Below are 20,293 nucleotides of genomic sequence, written 5' to 3'. Positions count from 1 at the left end.
CAGCCGACAGCGTATTCAGCAGAGCGTGCCCCGCACGGTGCGCCGCTGTCGCCCGGCTGAACCGGTGAGGAATTTCTCCCGGCCCTGTCGTTGTCGCTCCTGTCCGGGTTCCTGACAACGTCCCGTCGCATTTCTGACGCCTTGCCGCTCCAGTCCTGGCGGATTCCGTAACGGCCGCAACAGGTGGCAGCGCCTTTGTTTCTGTGCGCCCCCGTGCGCCCATTTCCCGTATTCCCCTCCTTCCTTCCCGGGAGAGACGTTGACCGTCACCGTGCCTTCCTACGCCCCCGTCCATTCCCCCGACCGTTTCAAGCAGATCTTCCGCCGCTACCCGGCGGGCGTGGTCGTCGTCACCGCCGACTCCGGCCGCGGACCCGTCGGCTTCACCGCCACCTCGCTCACCTCGCTGTCCCTGGACCCGCCGCTCGTCTCGTACGGCATCGGCACCTCGACCTCCTCCTGGCCCCATGTCGAGGTGGCGGCCTCCACCGTCGTCAACTTCCTGGGCGCCGACCAGGAATCGATCGCCCGCACCTTCGCCACCAGCGGAATCGACCGGTTCGCCGCCCCCACCCGTTGGCGCCGGCTGCCCGGGGGTGAGCCGGTGCTCGACGGGGTGGCCGGCTGGCTGCGGCTGGAGACCGAACAGATCGTGCCCGCCGGCGACCACCGCATCGTCATCGCCCGGGTCACCGAATCCTGGCTCGACGAGGGCCGCAGCCCGCTGCTGTTCCACGACGGCTCCTACCACTCCCTCTGACCGACCCCAGAAAGCGCACCCCATGCCTCGTCACCGGACCAACGACCTTTCCGCCACCACCCGAACCGTGGGCCGCAGGTCCTTTCTCGCCCTCGCCACCGGAACGGTTATCGGCCTTGCCGCCTGCTCTCCGCAGGCCAAGACCGTGGCCAGTTCCGAACCCGCCGGAAAACTCCCTTCGGGCGCACCGCCGCCGGGTACGAAGCTGACCGTCGCGGTCCGTACGACGCGTCTTCAGCTGGAACCGGCAGGGCTGAAAAAGGATTTGGCGTTCACCGTTTCCGAATGGCCGAACCTCAGCGCGGGACCCGACATCATCCAGGGATTCCGGGCGCAGTCGATCGACCTCGCCTCCAACGCCGGAATTCCCCCGATCCAGGCCAAGGCCATCGGCGTCGACACGAAGATCGTCGCCGTCCAGGTGCGCCCCCGGCCCATCTACACCTTCGCCACGGCTCCGGGCTCCGACATCGCCTCAGTGGAGGACTTCCGGGGCAAGAAGATCGGCTTCTCGCAGGGCCAGGCCCAGGGCGTCGTCGTCCTGCGCGCCCTGAGGGAGGCCGGGCTGAAGAACAGCGACGTCGAACTCGTCGCGCTGCCCAGCACCCAGTTCCTCACCGCCCTCCAGTCCCAGCAGGTCGACGTGGCTCCGCTGGGCGAGCCGACCCTCACCAAGTACCTCGACCAGTACGGCAAGGACGGCGCGACCGGCGTCAAGACCGACGTGGTCGACCTGCTCACCGTGCTGTGGGCCCCGGTGGAGGTCCTCAACGACCCCGCGAAGGCCGCCGCCGTCCGCAGCTTCGTCCCGCTGTGGGCCAAGGGCCTCGTCTGGGCCTGGGAGAACTCCGACGAGTGGATCGACACGTACTACGTGAAGGACCAGGGCGTCTCCGAGGCCGACGGCCGGCGCATCGTCTCCTCCCTCCACCAGCCGCAGTTCCCGGTCAGCTGGGACAAGGCGATCGCCTGGGAGCAGGAGACCGCCGACCTGATGGCCGAGGGCGGCTTCGTGCCGAAGCAGGACGTCGCCGACCTCTTCGACCGCCGCTTCGAGGGCCTGGCCGCCGAATCCGTACCCGCGAAGTACCGGGAGACGTCATGACCGACCGGCCCGCATCGACCGCGGGAGACGCCAGGGCCGACCGGTCCGTACCCGCCGACCACCCGGAGACGTCATGACCGACCTGCTGCCCACGGCCCGCCCCGGTGGCGGGCCCGCCGTCCTCACCAAGAGCGCCGCACCCCCGCAGGAGCCGCCCCAGGACCCCGGCACCCGGGCCGCCCGGTCCACCCGGCGGCGGCTCGGGCCCGGCCGGTCCCTGCCCTTCGGGCGGCTCATCGGCCCCGCCCTGCTCGTCGCCCTGTGGTGGGCCGCCTCCGCCTCCGGCTACCTGGACCCGCGCATCCTGTCCGGGCCCGGCACCGTGATCTCCACCGCCGGGGACCTGGTCGCCACCGGGCGCCTCCAGGACAACGTCCTCATCTCCCTCCAGCGCGCGGGACTCGGCCTCTTCTTCGGCGTCGTCAGCGGAGTCGTCCTCGCCGTCGCCGCCGGGCTCAGCCGCACCGGCGAGTACCTCCTCGACGGACCGCTCCAGATCAAACGCGCCATCCCCTCGCTCGCCATGCTGCCCCTGCTGATCCTCTGGCTCGGCATCGGCGAGGAGATGAAGGTGACCGTCATCGCGCTCGGCGTCGCGGTCAGCATGTACATCAACACCTACGCCTTCCTGACCTCCATCGACAGCCGGTACGTGGAGCTTGCGGAAGGACTCGACCTCGGCCGTGCCCAGTTCATCCGCAAGGTCGTCATCCCCGGCTCGCTGCCCGGCTTCTTCGTCGGCCTGCGCCTCGGCGTCACCTCGTCCTGGGTCGGACTGATCGTCGTCGAGCAGATCAACGCCACCAGCGGTATCGGCTACATGATGTTCCAGGCCCAGCAGTACGCGCAGTCCGACGTGATCATCGTGGGCCTGGTGGCCTACGGGATCTTCGGCTTCGCCTCCGACGCGGGCGTACGTGCCATCGAGAGGAGGGCCCTGTCATGGCGACGCACCCTGGCGGGCTGATCACGAAGGCCGCGCCCGCGGTCCGGACGCGGCGACTGGTACGGAAGTTCGGCGACCGGGTCGTTCTGAAGGAGCTGGACCTCAGCGTGGCGCCGGGGGAGTTCACCGCCCTCCTCGGCCGCAGTGGATCCGGTAAGTCCACCCTGCTGCGGGCCGTCGCCCGGCTCGACCACACCGTCGAGGGATCGGGCGAACTCACCGTCCCCGAACGGGTGTCGCTCTCCTTCCAGGACTCCCGGCTGCTGCCCTGGCTCCGCGTCCTGGACAACGTGACCCTCGGGCTGCGCGGCCCGGGCGCCCGCGAACGCGGCCTCACCGCCCTGGAGGAGGTCGGCCTCGCCGGCCGCGACCGCTCCTGGCCGCACGAGCTGTCCGGCGGCGAACAGCAGCGCGCCGCCCTCGCCCGCGCCCTGGTCCGCGAACCCGAACTCCTCCTGGCCGACGAGCCGTTCGGGGCACTCGACGCGCTGACCCGGATCAAGATGCACGGCCTGCTCCGCGAACTGTACGAGCGCCACCGCCCCGCCGTCCTCCTGGTCACCCATGACGTGGACGAGGCCGTGGAACTGGCCGACCGGGTCCTGGTCCTGGACGAGGGGCTGATCTCCGTCGACCTCGCCATCGATCTGCCCACCCCGCGCTCGCGCCGCGACGCCCGCTTCCAGGAGTACCGCGACACCCTGCTCACGGCCCTCGGGGTCGCCCAGCCGCCCGCGCCCGCCTGACGCGGGTCCTCACCCCCGTACGCCCCGGGAACCCCGCCCGCGCCCGCCTGACGCGGGTCCTCACCCCCGTACGCCCCCGGAACCCGGCCTGCGCCCGCCTGACGCGCGGTCCCCACCCCGTACGCCCCCAGAAACCTCCACCCGCCCCTGCCTGGAGACACCCATGCCCGCAGCCAAGACCCGCAAGCAGCTCCACCTCAACGCCTTCCTCATGTCCACCGGACACCACGAGGCGTCCTGGCGGCTCCCCGAGAGTCCCGCCGAGGCCGGCTCCGACATCGCGCACTACAAGAACCTCGCCCGGATCGCCGAACGCGGGCGCCTCGACTCCCTGTTCCTCGCCGACAGCCCGGTCCTGATGGGCGACCCCGGCCGCCGCCCCGCCGCCAAGCTGGAGCCCACCGTCCTGCTCACCGCGCTCGCCGGGGCCACCGAGCACATCGGGCTCATCGCCACCGCCTCCACCAGCTACAACGAGCCCTACAACCTGGCCCGCAGGTTCGCCTCCCTCGACCATGTCTCCGGCGGCCGGGCCGGCTGGAACATCGTCACCACCGCCGGGGCCGACGCCGCCCGCAACTTCGGCCTGGACGACACCCCGCTGCACCGCGAGCGCTACCGCCGCGCCGCCGAGTTCGTCGAGGTCTCCACCAAGCTCTGGGACAGCTGGGCGGACGACGCCGTCGTCGCCGACAAGGAGAAGGGCGTCCACGCGCTCGCCGACCGGGTCCGGGCCATCGACCACCGGGGCGAGTTCTTCCGCGTCGACGGACCCCTCAACGTCCAGCGCCCGCCGCAGGGTTACCCGCTGCTCGTGCAGGCCGGATCCAGCGAGGACGGCAAGGACTTCGCCGCCCGCTACGCCGAAGCCGTCTTCACCGCCCAGCAGACCCTGGAGGAGGGCATCGCCTTCTACAAGGACGTCAAGGCGCGTTCCGTGGCGCTCGGCCGCGACCCCGACACCATCAAGATCCTGCCCGGCATCGTCCCCGTCATCGGCGACACCGAGGCCGAAGCCCGAGAACTGGACGCCGAGTTGGACCGGCTCATCGTCCCCGAGTACGCCAAGCGGCAGCTCGCCCTGCGCCTCAAGATCGCCCCCGAGGATCTGGACCTGGACGCCGAACTCCCCGAGGACATCCCCACCGAGGACGAGATCGAGGGAGCCAAGAGCCGCTACACCCTCATCGTGGAGCTGGCCCGCCGCGAGAAACTGACCGTACGTCAACTCATCGGGCGGCTCGGCGGCGGACGCGGCCACCGCACCTTCGCGGGCACTGCCGTCCAGGTCGCCGACACCATCGAGCACTGGTACGACAGCGGGGCCGCCGACGGCTTCAACATCATGCCCGCCGTGCTCCCCTCGGGCCTGGAGGTCTTCGTCGACCGGGTCGTCCCGATCCTCCAGGAGCGCGGCCTGTTCCGCACCGAGTACACCGGCTCCACCCTGCGCGAGCACTACGGCCTGCCGCGCCCCGCCAACCAGCTCTTCGACACGGCCACCGCCCCGGCCGGCCCGGTCACGGCGGGCGCCCGGTGACCGACTGTACGACGCGCAGCGGTGCCGCCACTCTGCCGCAGAGCGGCGGCACCGCCCCGACCCCCGCCCCCGGCTGGGCCCGGCGGCTGCTCGCCTACTGCCTCCGCCACCGCACCGACCTCCTCCTCGCCTTCGGCGCCGCGCTCTTCGCCGCCCTGGCCACCGCCACCCTGCCCCTCGTCCTGCGCCATGTCGTGGACGGGGTGGCGGACGGCACCACCGCCTCCCTCACCCCCTGGATCGCCCTGCTCGCCGCCCTCGGGGCCGTCCGCTTCGGCGCGAGCTTCACCCGCCGCTACCGCTCCGGGCGGCTCTCCCTCGGCGTCCAGTACGACCTGCGCAACGACGCCTTCGCCGCACTCCTGCGGCTCGGCGGCGCCCAGCAGGACGGCCTGCGCACCGGGCAGGTGGTGAGCCGGTCCATCTCCGACATCACGCTCGTCCAGACCCTGTTGCAGTTCCTGCCGAACCTCACCGGCAACGCCCTGATGTTCCTGTGCTCGCTGGTCTTCATGGCGCTGCTCTCGCCCCTGCTGACCGTCGTCGCCCTCGTCGTCGGCCCCCTGCTCTACCTGATCGCCCTGCGCAGCCGCCGCGACCTCTTCCCCGCCAACTGGCACGCCCAGCAGGAGGCCGCCGAGGTCGCCTCCACCGTCGAGGCGACCGTCACCGGCGTCCGCGTCGTCAAGGGCTTCGGCCAGGAGGGCCGCGAACTGGCCGGCCTGGAGGAACGCGCCCGCGGCCTCTTCGCCTCCCGGCTCCGTGTCGTCCGCTTCACCGGCCGCTACAACCCGGCGCTCCAGGCCGTCCCCGCCCTCGGTCAGGTCGCCGTCCTCGCCCTCGGCGGCTGGATGGCCCTGCACGGCCGGATCTCGCTCGGCACGTTCCTCGCCTTCACCACCTACCTCGGCTCCTTCGTCACCCCCGTACGCCAGGTCGCCACCCTCCTCACCGTCTGGCAGCAGGCCCGCGCCGGAGCCGAACGCGTCCTGGAGGTCGTCGACGAGGCCCCCGTCATCACCGACGCCCCGGCCGCCCGCGACCTGCCCGACCGGCCGCCCGCACTCTCCTGGCAGGACGTCACGTTCCGGCACGGCGACGGACCGCCGCTGCTCGACGGCTTCACGCTCGATGTCCGGCCCGGCGAGACCCTCGCCCTGATCGGCGCCGCCGGATCCGGGAAGTCGACCGCCGCCGCCCTGCTGCCCCGGTTCTACGACGTACCCTCCGGGACGGTCGCCGTCGACGGCACCGACGTACGGCAGCTCTCCCTCGCCTCCCTGCGCTCCCGGATCGGCTACGTCTTCGAGGAGAGCCTGCTCGTCTCCGACACCGTGCGCGCCAACATCGCCTACGGGGCGCCGGACGCCACCGACGAGCAGATCCGCGCCGCCGCCCGGACCGCCCGCGCCGACGCGTTCATCGAACGGCTCCCGCAGGGGTACGACACCGTCGTCGGCGAACAGGGGCTGACCCTCTCCGGCGGCCAGCGCCAGCGCATCGCGCTCGCCCGCGCCCTGGTCGGCGACCCGGCGATCCTCATCCTCGACGACGCCACCTCCGCCATCGACGCCCGCGTCGAGGCAGAGATCCACGCCGGGCTCCACACGGAGACCCGCCGCCGGACGACGCTGATCGTGGCGCACCGCCGCTCCACCCTGGAGCTCGCCGACCGGATCGCCGTCCTGGACGGCGGACGCGTCGCCGACATCGGCACCCTGGACGAACTCCGGTCCCGCTCCGCCCTGTTCCGTACGCTGCTGTCCACCGCCGAGCCCACCGCATCCGAACCCGTGGCGCAGGCCCCGGCGGGCGGGGTGACCGCGGACCTCTGGCTGCGGGACGCGGCGGCAGAGGGCGACACCGACGAGTCCACCGCCGTCCGGGCCGCCCAGGCGCTCGCCGAGGCCGCCGCCACCTCCGGACCCGGGCGGGCCGGACCCGGCGGCGGAGTTCTCGGCTCCGCCCCGCCCAGCCCCGAGCTGATCGCCGGACTCGCCCGCCTCCCGCTGCCCGAGGCCGACCCGAAGGTGCCCACCGAACAGGCCGTCGCCGCCGACCCGGCCTTCCACCTCGGCACCCTGCTGCGGCCCTTCCGCCTCCCGCTGGCCCTCGGGCTGCTGCTCGTCGCCCTCGACGCCGCCGCCCAGATCGCCGTGCCGGTCCTCGTCCGCCACGGGATGGACCACGGCGTCGCCCGGCAGGCCGGCGGCGTCCTGCTGGCGGCGGCCGCCACCGCGTGCCTGGTCGTCGCGGGGAACTGGCTGATCGGGATCGCCCAGGTCCGCACCACCGGACGCACCGGCGAACGGCTGCTCTACACCCTGCGGGTGAAGACCTTCGCCCAGCTCCAGCGGCTCGGCCTCGACTACTACGAGCGGGAGCTCGGCGGCCGGATCATGACCCGGATGACCACCGACGTGGACGCCCTGTCGAACTTCCTCCAGACCGGGCTGATCACCGCCGTCGTCAGCCTGCTCACCGTCCTCGGTGTGCTGGTCGCCCTGCTGGTCATCGACGCGGGCCTCGCTGTCGTCCTGCTCCTCGCCCTCCCCGTCCTGATCGGTGCCACCGTCCTCTTCCGCCACTACTCGGTCCCCGCCTACCGCGAGGCCCGCGAACGCGTCAGCGCGGTCAACGCCTGCCTCCAGGAGAACGTCACCGCCATCCGCGTCACCCAGGCGTTCCGCCGCGAGGAGCGCAACGCCCGCGACTTCGCCCAACTGGCCTGGGGATTCCGGGACTCGCGGCTGCGCGCCCAGCGGTACATGGGCACGTTCTTCCCGTTCGTGGAGTTCCTCGGCACCCTGTCCGCCGCCGCCGTCCTGGCTGTCGGCGCGGGCCAGGTCCGCTCCGGCGAACTGAGCGCGGGCACCCTGATCGCCTTCCTCCTCTACGTGGAACTGTTCTTCTCGCCCATCCAGCAGCTCTCCCAGGTCTTCGACGGCTACCAGCAGGCCGTCATCGGCCTCGGCCGCCTCCGCTCCCTGATGCGCACCCCCACCGGCACCCCGCCCGCCGAACAACCGCTGTTGGTAGGGAAGTTGCGCGGCGAGGTCGAGTTCGACCATGTCTCCTTCGGTTACGCGGGCGGCGGCGGGCGCGAAGTCCTGCACGGGCTGCGGCTGCGCATCGCCCCCGGCGAGACCGTCGCCCTGGTCGGGGCCACCGGCGCGGGCAAGTCCACCGTCGTCAAACTGCTGGCCCGCTTCTACGACCCGACCACCGGCACCGTACGCGTCGACGGCCACGACCTTCGCGACCTCGATCTGCCCGCCTTCCGGCGCCGGTTGGGACTCGTCCCGCAGGAGCCGTACCTCTTCAGCGGGACCGTACGGGACGCCATCGCCTACGGGCGGCCCGACGCCACCGACGCCGAGGTCGAGGCCGCCGCCCGGGCCGTGGGCGCGCACGACATGATCGCCGGACTCCGGCTCGGCTACCTCACCCAGGTGGGGGAGCGGGGCCGGGCCCTGTCCGCCGGGCAGCGCCAGCTCCTCGCCCTGGCCCGGGCCGAACTCGTCGACCCCGACGTCCTGTTGCTCGACGAGGCCACCGCCTCGCTCGACCTCGCCACCGAACGCCGGGTCGCGGCCGCGACGGACGCCCTGTGCCGTCGCCGTACGACCGTGGTCGTCGCCCACCGGCTGACCACCGCCGCCCGCGCCGACCGGGTCGTCGTCCTCGACGCCGGAACCGTCGTCGAGAGCGGCACCCACACCGAACTTCTCGCGGCCCGGGGCCCCTACCACCAGTTGTGGGAGGCCTTCCGGCAGACGCCGCAGGACCACTCCACCGCCACCACCAATGAACTCGTCAAGGAGAGTGCCAGATGACCGAATACCGCAACCTCGGCCGCACCGGCGTCCAGGTCAGCCCCCTCGCGCTGGGCACCATGATGTTCGGCGCGCGCGGCAACACCGATCACGACGACAGCGTCCGGATCATCCACCACGCCCTGGACTCCGGCATCAACTTCGTCGACACCGCCGACGTCTACTCGCAGGGCGAGTCCGAGACCATCGTCGGCAAGGCGCTCGCGGGCGGCCGGCGCGACAACGTGGTGCTGGCCACCAAGTTCCACGGACGACTGGGCGACGACCCCAACGAGTTCGGCAACAGCCGCCGTTGGATCATCCGCGAGGTCGAGAACAGCCTGCGGCGGCTCGGTACCGACTGGATCGACCTCTACCAGGTCCACCGCCCCGAGCCCGACACCGACTTCGACGAGACGCTCGGCGCGCTCTCCGACCTGGTCCACCAGGGCAAGATCCGCTACATCGGCACCTCCACCTTCGAGCCCTCCGCGATCGTCGAGGGTCAGTGGACCGCCGAGCGCCGGGGCCGCGAACGCGTCGTCGCCGAGCAACCGCCGTACTCGCTGCTGGCCCGGGGCATCGAACGCGAAGTGCTCCCGGTGGCGCAGCGGTACGGGCTCGGCGTGCTCTCCTGGAGCCCGCTCGCGGGCGGCTGGCTGACCGGCCGCTACCGCAAGGGCGGCGAGCAGCCGGTCTCCAGCCGCGCCGACCGCCAGGCCGCCCGGTTCGACATCGCCGCGCCGGAGAACGCCGCCAAGCTGGAGGCCGCCGACGCGCTCGCCGTGCTCGCCGATGAGGCCGGGCTCACGCTCGTCCAACTCGCCCTGGCCTTTGTGCTGGAGCACCCGGCCGTCACCTCGGCGATCATCGGGCCGCGCACCTTCGAGCAGCTGGAGAGCCAGCTCGGCGCCGACAAGGTGAAGCTCAGCCGGGACGTCCTCGACCGGATCGACGAGATCGTCCCGCCCGGCGTCAACCTGTCGGCGCGCGACGCCGGTTACACCTCGGCGGTCCTCACCGACGCCTCCCTGCGCCGCCGTACGGCCTGACGGCGCGGGGAGCGGGTCGGGGTCGGGTTCACTGACGGATGCGGTCGCGGATCCAGACCCCGGCCTCCTTCAGGACCCCGGTCCCCGTCCAGTCGCTCCCGCTGCACGTGCCGGTCTTGAAGACGGCACCGGAGCGGTGGTCGTCGGAGTAGTTCCAGTTGGTCCAGGAGATGTTCTTGCGCTTCATCAGATCGAGGTAGCGCTGCGACATCGTGAAGTCGTTCGCGCCCTCGCCCGCGTAGTTCTGCGTCCCGAACTCCGTGACGAACACGGGCAGTCGGTCGGATGCCCGGTCGAGCGTGTTCAGGTACTCCTCGCGGTGCGAAGCCGCGTAGAAGTGGAAGGTGTACATGATGTTCGAGGCGTTGACGGGGTTGTTCACGACCTCCGACTCGTTCGATCCCTCGGACACCCCGAAGGACGACCAGGCGCGCGTGCCGACCAGCACGACGGCGTCGGGGTCCTCGGCCCGGATCACCGGGATGATCTGCTCGGCGTACGACTTGATGGCCGACCAGCTCACCCCCGAGGGCTCGTTGGCGATCTCGTAGAGCACCCCCGGGTGGTCCTTGTACTTCTTCGCCATCGCCGTGAAGAAGGTCTTGGCCCGGTCCAGGTTCGCGTTCGGGTCGCCCGGCGTCAGCATGTGCCAGTCGATCACCGCGTACATGCCGCGCGCGTGCGCCGCGTCGACGAACTTCTGCGCGCGGGCGGTGAATCCGGCCGGGTCCGTCTCGTAACCGCCCTCCTGTACGTAGGTGGAGACGCGCAGCACGTCGGCGCGCCAGTCCTGGGCGAGCGCGTCGAGCGAGCCGTCCGTGACGCACTGGGCGTACCACTGGGTGCCGTGCGTGCTCATGCCGTTGAGCGCGACCGCCTGGCCGGAGGCGTTGCAGAGCTGACGGCCGCAGACCGAGAGCTGCCCGTTGGCGGCGAGCGGGGTGGCGGCGGTGGGAGCGGCGGGGGCCGGGGCGGCTCCGGCGCGGACGGGAGCCATGAGCGCGGTGACGACTCCGAGCGCGGACGCGGCGAGCAGGGCCTTGCGGGCCATCCTGCGGCGGCCGGTCGTGGCGGCGGGGCCGGTGGGGGGAGTGGGGCGCTGGTGCATGGTGGTGCTCCCTTCGGAGGGGGGTGGGAGGCGCCATGTCGGCAGAACTGAAAGTAAAGCTTCCTTCCAATTGGCGTCAACGGTGGTGGGAAACTTTCCTTCCTATTAACGCGCTTGGCGGAAGGGCCCGTTGGGTTCCCGGGGCCCGCTGTCGCCGGTGTCGCCGGGCCGCGGGCGTGGACACGCCGGGCCGGACCCGTCCCGGACGCGGAGACACCCCATAAGGTGCGAACCATGGCACGGAGCGCGGCGCAGCCCGGGCCGGCCGGGGGCGACGCCGCCCCGGACGGCCCCGACCCCCGGCGTTGGCAGGCACTCGCCGTCTGCCTGGTCGCGGGCTTCATGACCCTCCTGGACGTCTCCATCGTCAATGTCGCCCTCCCCTCCATCCGGGAGGGCCTGAACACCCCGGAGTCCGACCTCCAATGGGTGCTCTCCGGTTACGCCCTCGCCTTCGGCCTCTTCCTCATCCCGGCCGGACGGCTCGGCGACGCGCGGGGCCGCCGGGCGGTCTTCATGGCCGGACTCGCCCTGTTCACGCTGGCCTCCGCCGCCTGCGGAGCCGCCCAGTCCAGCCTGTGGCTGGTGATCGCCCGTCTGGTCCAGGGCATCGCGGGCGGTCTGATCTCCCCGCAGATCTCCGCCCTGATCCAGCAGATGTTCTCCGGGCGTGAGCGCGGCCGGGCCTTCGGCATGTTCGGCACCGTCGTCGGCATCTCCACGGCCGTCGGCCCGCTGCTCGGCGGACTGCTCATCCAGGCCGCCGGACCGGACCACGGCTGGCGCTGGGTCTTCTACGTCAACCTCCCGCTCGGCGTCGCCTGCCTCCTGCTCGCCCACCGGCTGCTGCCCGACACCCCCTCCGCCACCCAGGTCCGCCCCCGCGACCTGGACCCGTTCGGCGTGCTGCTCCTGGGCGCCGGGGTACTGGCCCTGCTGCTGCCGTTCGTCCAGGCCCAGCAGTGGCCCGGCAACACGAAATGGCTGCTGCTCGTCCTGGCCGCCGCTCTGCTCGCCGCGTTCGTGGCCTGGGAGTCGCGGTGCACGGGCGGCCGCGTCCAGCCGGTCCTGGACCTGTCGCTGTTCCGGCTGCGCTCCTACTGGCTGGGCTGTCTGCTGATCCTGCTCTACTTCGCCGGGTTCACCTCGATCTTCTTCGTCACGACCCTCTACCTCCAGTCCGGCCTCGGCTACTCCGCCCTGCTCGCCGGACTCGCCATCACCCCCTTCGCCCTCGGCTCCGGCGTCGCCGCGTCCATCGGCGGCCGGCTCGTCGGCCGCTTCGGCCGCCCGCTGGTGGTGGCGGGCCTGGCCATGGTCGCGCTCGGCCTCGCGGGCACCGCCCTCGCCGTCCACCTGGTCCCCGGCACCGGGGCGGGCTGGGCCATGGCCGCCCCGCTGCTCTTCGCCGGCCTCGGCAGCGGCCTGGTCATCGCCCCGAACCAGACCCTGACCCTCGCGGAGGTTCCCGTCCACCGGGCGGGCAGCGCCGGGGGCACCCTCCAGACCGGTCAGCGGGTCGGCTCCGCGATCGGTATCGCCGCTGTCGGCGCGGTGTTCTTCGCCCAGGTCGGCCCGGACGGCTGGGCCGACGCGTACGACCACGGGCTCATCGTCTCCGTCGCGTTCGTGCTGGCCGCCCTGATCGTGGCGGTGGCCGATGTCGGGGCCGGCCGACGGGGCAGATGACGTAACGAGCGACAGGACACCGACGCATCGAGGAGCGCGGCATGAACGACACGACCACGGACACCACCGGGGACGACAGCGCCGGGAGCGAGGGCAACGACTCCTACGGTCACAAGCCGTTCAAGCGGTCCAAGAGCCACTTCCCCGACCGGATCACCGCGGACGGCCGGGACGGCTGGCCCGTCGAGGCGGGCCGCTACCGGCTCGTCGTCAGCCGGGCCTGCCCCTGGGCGAGCCGCGCCCTGGTCTCCCGGCGGCTCCTCGGCCTGGAGGACGCCCTCTCCCTCGCCGTCGCCGACCCGATCCAGGACGACCGCAGCTGGCGCTTCACCCTCGACCCGGACGGCAAGGACCCCGTCCTCGGCATCCGCTATCTGAGCGAGGCCTACGACGCCCGGGAGCGCGACTACCCCGGCGGTGTCAGCGTGCCCGCGATCGTGGACGTACCGAGCGGACAGCTCGTCACCAACGACTACCAGCGGATCACTCTCGACCTCGCCACCGAGTGGACCGCCCTGCACCGCCCCGGCGCCCCCGACCTCTACCCCGAACCGCTGCGCGCGGAGATCGACGAGGTCATGGAGGGCATCTACCGGGACATCAACAACGGCGTCTACCGGGCCGGTTTCGCCAGCTCGCAGCAGGAGTACGAGGAGGCGTACGAGGCCCTCTTCGCCCGCCTGGACCAGGTCTCCGCCCGCCTCGCCGACCGTCGCTACCTCGTCGGCGACACCGTCACCGAGGCCGACATCCGCCTCTTCACCACTCTGGTCCGCTTCGACCCCGTCTACCACGGCCACTTCAAGTGCAACCGGAACAAGCTGACCGAGGACCCCGTCCTGTGGGCGTACGCCCGCGACCTCTACCAGACGCCCGGATTCGGCGACACCGTCGACTTCGACCACATCAAGCGGCACTACTACCAGGTGCACACGGGCATCAACCCGACCGGCATCGTCCCCGCCGGCCCGGACCTCTCCGGCTGGACCACTCCGCACCACCGCGAACAGCTCGGCGGCCGCCCCTTCGGCGACGGCACACCCCCGGGGCCCGTGCCGGAGGGCGAACGGGTCACCCCGCCGGACGCCGGCTGAGTCGGCCCGGTCACCGCACGCGCGGCGGCGGAGGCGGTGGCGCGAGCGTGCCCCTGGCCAGCGGCGTACGGGCCAGGCGCACGCACCCCGTGGCGATCAGGGCCAGCGCGACCAGCTCGGGCAGCAGCCACCACCCGGTCCGCAGCTCCTCGTCGAACAGCGTCACCCCGAACAGGATGCTGATCAGCGCGTCCCCCAGCGTCAGCATCGGCTGAACCGCCACCAGACTGCCCGCCTGTAGCGCGTTCTGGAGCAGGAACAGCGCGCCCACCCCGGCCGCCGCCGTGGCGTACAGCTGCCAGGACGCCAGCAGCGCGACCACCCCGCCGTCGTCCAGGTTCGCCATCGCGTCCTTCATCAGCGCGGCCGTCAGCGCGTATCCGCAGGCGGCGGCCAGACCCAGCAGCGCCGCCCGGGGGTTGCCCCGGAGGCGGAGCGCGGCGAGGATCAGCCCCGCCTCGAACACCCCGGTCACCAGCAGCGCCGGAATCCAGGCGAGGTTCTCCACCGTGTCGCTGCCCTCGACCGGGGCGGCCGCCGCCATGCCGAGCGCCAGGCCCGCCGTGACCGCCGAGACCCCGGACCAGACGGCCGCGTCCGCCCGCACCCGCATCACCAGACCGGCGACCAGCAGGGTCAGCGGCAGCTCGATCACGAAGATCGGCTGGACCACCGCGATCGGCCCGGTGGCCAGCGCGGTCGCCTGGCAGACCGCCGCCACGATCACCAGACCGATCCCCGCCAGCCACACCTTCTGGCGCACCAGACGGGTCATCAGCGACAGCCGCATCGCGTCGCTGTCGGGCACCTCCATCGCCGCCCGGCGCTGGAGCACCGAGGCGGAACCGTTGCTGAGGGCGGTCAGGACGGCGAACAGGACACTGATCACCCGGCCCATCATGGCCGCGGCCCGCCCGGGGCGCGCGGCGCGGAGGTCCGGTGGGCGTAAGGCGCGTAACCCCGCTACTTGCGGACCGGATCCGACCGCAAGCCCCGGTAGCGTGCGGACCATGGCCGCGAAGACGCACCGCACCGCCGCACCGCCCGCCGTCCTCTCCACCCGGGCGCTGAACCGCGCGACCCTGGACCGTCAGCTTCTGCTGCGCCGGTCACCGATGTCCGCGAAGGACGCGGTCACCCACCTCGTCGGGCTCCAGGCGCAGAACACCAAGCCGCCGTACTTCCAGCTGCACGCCCGGCTCGCGGAGTTCGACCCCATGGAGCTGTCCGCCCTGATGGAGTCCCGGGAGGCCGTGCGGACCGTCTCCCTGCGCTCCACCCTCCACACCCATACGGCGGACGACGCGCTCATCCTGGTCCCGCTGGTGCGGGCACCGCGCGACCGGGAGCTGAAGTCTTTCCGGCGCGGGCTGGAAGGCGTGGACCTGGACCGGCTCGCGGCGGTGACCGAGGAGTTCGTCGAGGAGCGCCCGCGCCCGCTGGGGGAGTTGCGCGAGGAACTGCTCACCCACTGGCCGGACGCCGACCCCCTCGCGCTCTCCGTCGCCGCCCGCTGTCTGCTGCCGATGGTCCAGGTCACCCCGCGCGGACTGTGGGGCCGCAGCGGACAGGTCGCCCTGACTACCCTGGAGCACTGGCTCGGCCGGTCCGCCGAACCCGCGCCCGGGCTCGACGCGACTGTGCTGCGCTACCTGGGCGCGTTCGGGCCCGCCTCGGTGATGGACTTCCAGTCGTGGGCGGGCCTCACCCGTACCAAGGAGGTCTTCGAACGGCTGCGGCCCGGGCTGCGCACCTTCCGCGACGAGCGGGGCGTCGAGCTGTTCGACCTCCCGGACGCCCCACGCCCCGACCCGGACACCCCGGCCCCGCCGCGTTTCCTGCCCGAGTTCGACAACGTCCTGCTCGGCCACGCCGACCGCACCCGCGTCATCCCCGAGGTCAACAAGGGACGCAATGGGAAGGGCAACCAGACGTACGGCAGCGTCCTCGTCGACGGCTTCCTCGACGCCCTCTGGCGCGTCGACCGCGAGGGCGGGACGGCGGTCCTGACCGTCCAGCCGCTGCGGAAACCGACCCGGGCGCAGCGGACGGAGATCGCCGAGGAGGCGGCCGGGATGCTGACGGTGATGACGGACGCGACGGACCACGACATCCGGTTCGGTACGTTCGTGGACTTCAGCGACTGAACGGACCGGGCAGCGGCCCGCAGGTCAGGTCAGGGCAGCAGCCCCGCCCGGCGGGCCGCCACCACCGCCTCCAGCCGGGTGTGCGCCCCCAACTTCCGCATCGCGGACCGCAGATACCCCTTCACCGTCTCGGGCCGCAGCCCCAGCCGCTCGGCCGCCGCCGCGTTCGTCGCGCCCGCCGCCACACACGCCACCACGTCCACCTCGCGCGGGGCGAGACGGATCTCCCGGGCCGTGGACGCCCTGGCCCCCGACGCCGAGGCGAGCCGCCCGCAGACGTCGAGCAGCTCTTCGCGCAGGGCCGGGTCCACGACCTTCGGCACCAGGGCGCGCAGTTCGCGATGGGCCTCCCGTACGTCCTCCCAGCCACCGGGGACCGCGTCCGGATCGCTCACCCGCTCCCGGCCCGCCGCCAGCAACTGCCGTGTCGAGTCCCGTACCGCGAGCGACTGCTCCACATCACGGGCCGCCGCCACCACCGCGTCGAACGTCCGGTCGCCGAGCGTGACCGGCGTACGCAGCGCCCCGTACAGCACGCCCCGCACCGCCCGCCGGACGACGACGGGGACCGCGACGACCGACCGCAGGCCCTCCGCCGCCACCGCCGCGTCGTACTCATGGCTGATGTGGCGGGACGTGGCGTAGTCCGTCACCGCGCAGGGCCGGGACAGTGCGATCGCCTTGCCGCCCAGGCCGCTCCCGGCGGAGATGACGAGACCTCGCAGGGCGCTGGTCTGCGCCCCGCTCAGCTCGGCGATCCGGGCGTGCCGCGCGTCCGACAGCAGACCGCCGAACACCACGGGAAGCCCGCTCGTGCGGCGCAGCCTCGACAGCGCTGCCTGCATCTCCACCGCATCGACCGCTTCCGGCACTCCGACGCCCCTCCGCCCCGGCCCGCGCAACCCCCGGGCGGGGGAGCGGACCACCCCCGTCCGGGGGTGGTGAGACCTGGGTCACTGTTTACATGATGTTAGGCGACCGGTCCGTAATGAGGAGGGCACATGTCGGCAACCAGCGCGACCGAGACGTTCCGGGCCGCCCGGGACTTCCTGCTGGAGCACCGCGAGGACTACGAGCGGGCGTACGCCGGTTTCCGCTGGCCGCGGGCGGACCACTTCAACTGGGCGCTGGACTGGTTCGACGTCATCGCCGAGAACAACGACCGCACCGCCCTGCACATCGTGGAGGAGGACGGCCGGCGCACCGAGGTGTCCTTCGCCGCGATGGCGGAGCGCTCCGCCCGGACCGCCAACTGGCTGAAGGCACAGGGCGTACGGGAGGGCGACCGCATCCTCGTGATGCTCGGCAACCAGGTCGAGCTGTGGGAGACCGCGCTCGCCGCGATGAAGCTGCGCGCCGTCGTCATCCCCGCCACGCCGCTGCTCGGCCCCGCCGATCTGCGCGACCGGGTGGAGCGCGGCCGGGTGCGCCATGTGCTGGTGCGGGACGCGGACACCGCGAAGTTCGACGAGGTCCCCGGCGACTACACGCGCATCGCGGTCGGCGAGGAGGTGCCGGGCTGGCGGCCGTACGCGGAGGCGGCCGAGGCGCCCGCCGCGTTCACCCCCGGCCGGGAGACGGACGCGGACGAACCGCTGATGCTCTACTTCACCTCGGGCACCACCGCCAGCCCCAAGCTGGTCGAGCACACCCATGTGTCCTATCCCGTGGGCCACTTGGCGACGATGTACTGGATCGGCCTCAAGCCCGGCGACGTACACCTGAACATCTCCTCGCCCGGCTGGGCCAAGCACGCCTGGTCCAACCTCTTCGCCCCGTGGACCGCCGAGGCCACCGTCTTCATCTTCAACTACACCCGCTTCGACGCGGGCCGGCTGATGGCCGAGATGGACCGCTCGGGCATCACCAGCTTCTGCGCCCCGCCCACGGTCTGGCGGATGCTCATCCAGGCGGACCTGGGCCAGTTGACGACCCCGCCGCGTGAGGTCGTCGCGGCCGGTGAGCCGTTGAACCCGGAAGTCATCGAGACGGTCCGGCGGGCGTGGGGCGTCACCATCCGGGACGGCTTCGGACAGACCGAGACCGCCGTCCAGGTCGCCAACAGCCCCGGCCAGCCCCTCAAGACCGGCTCCATGGGCCGCCCGAGCCCCGGCTTCACCGTCGAACTCCTCGACCCGGTGACCGGACAGCCCGGGGCGGCCGAGGGCGAGATCTCCCTCGATCTGTCCGACCGTCCCGTCGGCCTGATGACCGGCTACCACGGCGACCCCGACCGCACGGCCGAGGCGATGGCGGGCGGCTACTACCGCACCGGGGACATCGGCGCCCGCGACGAGGACGGCTACATCACCTATGTCGGCCGCGCCGACGACGTGTTCAAGGCCTCCGACTACAAGATCTCGCCGTTCGAGCTGGAGAGCGCCCTGCTGGAACACGAAGCGGTCGCCGAGGCCGCCGTCGTGCCCGCCCCCGACCCGCTGCGCCTCGCCGTCCCGAAGGCGTACGTCGTCCTCGCGGACGGCTGGGAGCCGGGACCGGACACCGCGAAGGTCCTCTTCGCGCACTCCCGGGCGGTCCTCGCCCCGTACAAACGCATCCGCAGGCTGGAGTTCGCGGAACTGCCCAAGACCGTCTCGGGCAAGATCCGCCGCATCGAGCTCCGTGAACGCACCGCACTCGGCACCGGCGCCGAGTTCGACGAGGGAGACCTGAAGTGAGCCTGCTTTCGTACGCACATGGCGTGGGCGACACCGCGCTGCTCGGCGACACCATCGGCCGCAACCTCGACCGGACGGCCGCCGCGCACGGCGACCGCGAGGCCCTGGTCGATGTGGCCTCGGGCCGCCGCTGGACGTACACGGAATTCGTCGCGGACGTCGACGAGCTGGCCCGGGCTCTGATGGCGTCGGGGGTGGCGAAGGGCGACCGGGTCGGCATCTGGGCGGTCAACTGCCCCGAGTGGGTGCTCGTCCAGTACGCCACCGCCCGGATCGGGGCCGTCATGGTCACCGTCAACCCGGCCTACCGCGCCCACGAGGTGGAGTTCGTCCTGAAGCAGGCCGGCATCTCCCTGCTGATCGCCTCGCTCGCGCACCGAACCAGCGACTACCGAGCCCTCGTCGACGAGGTCCGCGGCAACTGCCCCGACCTGCGGGCCGTCCACTACATCGGCGACCCGTCCTGGGCGGAGCTGACGGCAGCCGCCCCCGCCGTCACACGCGAACAACTGGCCGCCCGCGAGGCGGAGCTGTCCTGCGACGACCCGATCAACATCCAGTACACCTCGGGCACCACCGGCTTCCCCAAGGGGGCGACGCTCTCCCACCACAACATCCTCAACAACGGCTATTTCGTGGGGGAGACGATCGCCTACACCGAGGCGGACAGGGTCTGCCTCCCGGTGCCCTTCTACCACTGCTTCGGCATGGTGATGGGCAACTTCGCCTGCACCTCGCACGGCGCCTGCATCGTGATCCCCGGCCCGTCCTTCGAACCCGCCACCGTGCTCGCCGCCGTCCAGCAGGAGCGCTGCACCTCGTTGTACGGGGTGCCCACGATGTTCATCGCCGAACTGAACCTGCCGGACTTCGCCGCGTACGACCTCTCCTCGCTGCGCACCGGGATCATGGCCGGGTCCCCCTGCCCGGCGGAGGTGATGAAGCGGGTCGTCGCCGAGATGCACATGGCCGAGGTGTCCATCTGTTACGGGATGACGGAGACGTCACCCGTCTCCACCCAGACCCGCCGCGACGACGACCTGGAGCGCCGCACCGGCACGGTGGGCCGCGTGCTGCCGCACATCGAGGTCAAGGTCGTCGACCCGGTCACCGGCGTCACCCTGCCGCGCGGCAGCTCGGGCGAACTGCGCACCCGGGGCTACAGCGTGATGCTCGGCTACTGGGACCAGCCCGACCGCACCGCCGAGGTGATCGACGCGGGGCGGTGGATGCACACGGGGGACCTCGCGGTGATGGGCGAGGACGGTTACGTCCAGGTCGTCGGCCGGATCAAGGACATGATCATCCGGGGCGGCGAGAACGTGTACCCACGGGAGATCGAGGAGTTCCTGCACGGCCACCCGAAGATCGCCGACGTCCAGGTGGTCGGAGTCCCGGACGAGCGGTACGGCGAGGAGATCCTGGCCTGCGTCATCCCCCGGGACCCGGCCGACCCGCCCACCCTGGAGGAGCTCACCGAGCACTGCCGGGAGCGGCTCGCGCACTACAAGATCCCGCGCAGGCTGCGGATCCTGGAGACCTTCCCGATGACGGTCAGCGGGAAGGTCCGCAAGATCGAGCTGCGCGAGACGTACGCGGACTGAGCGGGACGG

Annotated in this window: 15 protein-coding genes; 12 read left to right on the top strand and 3 right to left on the bottom strand. The window is 72.1% G+C overall.

Translation table 11 applies throughout. The annotated features are described in order from the left end of the window. Window positions 1-259 precede the first annotated feature (259 nt). The 7 genes from A3Q37_RS03935 (at window position 260) to A3Q37_RS03905 (ending at window position 9,964) form a co-directional block, all read left to right on the top strand. Entirely contained in the window at window positions 260-760 is a 501-nt protein-coding gene (locus tag A3Q37_RS03935; protein ID WP_065477528.1) for a flavin reductase family protein, read from the top strand. Window positions 761-782: 22 nt separating this feature from the next. After that, window positions 783-1,865 (top strand): ABC transporter substrate-binding protein, encoded by a 1,083-nt coding sequence (locus A3Q37_RS03930; RefSeq protein ID WP_065477526.1) that lies wholly within the window; start codon window positions 783-785, stop codon window positions 1,863-1,865. A 73-nt stretch (window positions 1,866-1,938) separates the two neighbouring features. Next, on the top strand, window positions 1,939-2,832 hold the full coding sequence (locus tag A3Q37_RS03925; RefSeq protein ID WP_065477523.1) for an ABC transporter permease: 894 nt from the start codon (window positions 1,939-1,941) through the stop codon (window positions 2,830-2,832). Beyond that, on the top strand, window positions 2,808-3,557 hold the full coding sequence (locus A3Q37_RS03920; protein ID WP_065477522.1) for an ABC transporter ATP-binding protein: 750 nt from the start codon (window positions 2,808-2,810) through the stop codon (window positions 3,555-3,557). The genes A3Q37_RS03925 and A3Q37_RS03920 overlap by 25 nt, the downstream gene beginning before the upstream one ends. Window positions 3,558-3,720: 163 nt before the next feature. Continuing rightward, window positions 3,721-5,097, top strand: a complete 1,377-nt coding sequence (locus A3Q37_RS03915; protein WP_065477520.1) for an LLM class flavin-dependent oxidoreductase — start codon at window positions 3,721-3,723, stop codon at window positions 5,095-5,097. Then, entirely contained in the window at window positions 5,094-8,933 is a 3,840-nt protein-coding gene (locus A3Q37_RS03910) for an ABC transporter ATP-binding protein (RefSeq protein ID WP_218064543.1), read from the top strand. Before A3Q37_RS03915 ends, A3Q37_RS03910 begins: the two co-directional genes overlap by 4 nt. Next, entirely contained in the window at window positions 8,930-9,964 is a 1,035-nt protein-coding gene (locus A3Q37_RS03905; protein ID WP_065477518.1) for an aldo/keto reductase, read from the top strand. The genes A3Q37_RS03910 and A3Q37_RS03905 overlap by 4 nt, the downstream gene beginning before the upstream one ends. 28 nt (window positions 9,965-9,992) lie before the next feature. On the opposite strand, the gene A3Q37_RS03900 is transcribed toward A3Q37_RS03905, so the two are convergent. Continuing rightward, complete coding sequence (locus A3Q37_RS03900; RefSeq protein WP_065477516.1) at window positions 9,993-11,072, bottom strand: glycoside hydrolase family 5 protein; 1,080 nt, start codon at window positions 11,070-11,072, stop codon at window positions 9,993-9,995. Window positions 11,073-11,306: 234 nt separating this feature from the next. Here A3Q37_RS03900 and A3Q37_RS03895 point away from each other — a divergent pair, with 234 nt between their 5' ends. Both A3Q37_RS03895 and A3Q37_RS03890 read left to right on the top strand, forming a co-directional pair. Beyond that, entirely contained in the window at window positions 11,307-12,761 is a 1,455-nt protein-coding gene (locus tag A3Q37_RS03895; RefSeq protein WP_065477514.1) for an MFS transporter, read from the top strand. Window positions 12,762-12,802: 41 nt separating this feature from the next. Further along, window positions 12,803-13,855, top strand: coding sequence for a glutathione S-transferase family protein (locus tag A3Q37_RS03890; protein WP_065477512.1), 1,053 nt, complete (start codon window positions 12,803-12,805; stop codon window positions 13,853-13,855). A 10-nt stretch (window positions 13,856-13,865) separates the two neighbouring features. Here the strand turns inward: A3Q37_RS03890 and A3Q37_RS03885 are convergent, their stop codons facing one another. Further along, window positions 13,866-14,744: a DMT family transporter gene (locus A3Q37_RS03885; protein WP_255311726.1), complete on the bottom strand. Its 879-nt coding sequence runs from the start codon at window positions 14,742-14,744 to the stop codon at window positions 13,866-13,868. A 121-nt stretch (window positions 14,745-14,865) separates the two neighbouring features. On the opposite strand from A3Q37_RS03885, the gene A3Q37_RS03880 reads away from it, so the two are divergent. Next, on the top strand, window positions 14,866-16,002 hold the full coding sequence (locus tag A3Q37_RS03880) for a winged helix DNA-binding domain-containing protein (protein WP_065477507.1): 1,137 nt from the start codon (window positions 14,866-14,868) through the stop codon (window positions 16,000-16,002). Between the two features lie 29 nt (window positions 16,003-16,031). On the opposite strand, the gene A3Q37_RS03875 is transcribed toward A3Q37_RS03880, so the two are convergent. Further along, window positions 16,032-16,874 carry a response regulator transcription factor gene (locus A3Q37_RS03875; RefSeq protein ID WP_065477505.1) on the bottom strand — a complete coding sequence of 281 codons (843 nt, stop codon included), beginning with the start codon at window positions 16,872-16,874 and terminating at the stop codon, window positions 16,032-16,034. A gap of 129 nt (window positions 16,875-17,003) precedes the next feature. Between A3Q37_RS03875 and A3Q37_RS03870 the strand changes: the two genes are divergently transcribed. Then, entirely contained in the window at window positions 17,004-18,680 is a 1,677-nt protein-coding gene (locus tag A3Q37_RS03870; protein WP_065477502.1) for an AMP-binding protein, read from the top strand. Then, on the top strand, window positions 18,677-20,284 hold the full coding sequence (locus A3Q37_RS03865; protein ID WP_065477498.1) for an AMP-binding protein: 1,608 nt from the start codon (window positions 18,677-18,679) through the stop codon (window positions 20,282-20,284). The genes A3Q37_RS03870 and A3Q37_RS03865 overlap by 4 nt, the downstream gene beginning before the upstream one ends. Window positions 20,285-20,293 lie beyond the last annotated feature (9 nt).

It is taken from the genome of Streptomyces sp. PTY087I2 (assembly GCF_001687325.1).
GTDB lineage: Bacteria > Actinomycetota > Actinomycetes > Streptomycetales > Streptomycetaceae > Streptomyces.
Note: the sequence above shows the minus strand (reverse complement) of the source record. Positions and strands in the feature narration are given on the sequence as shown.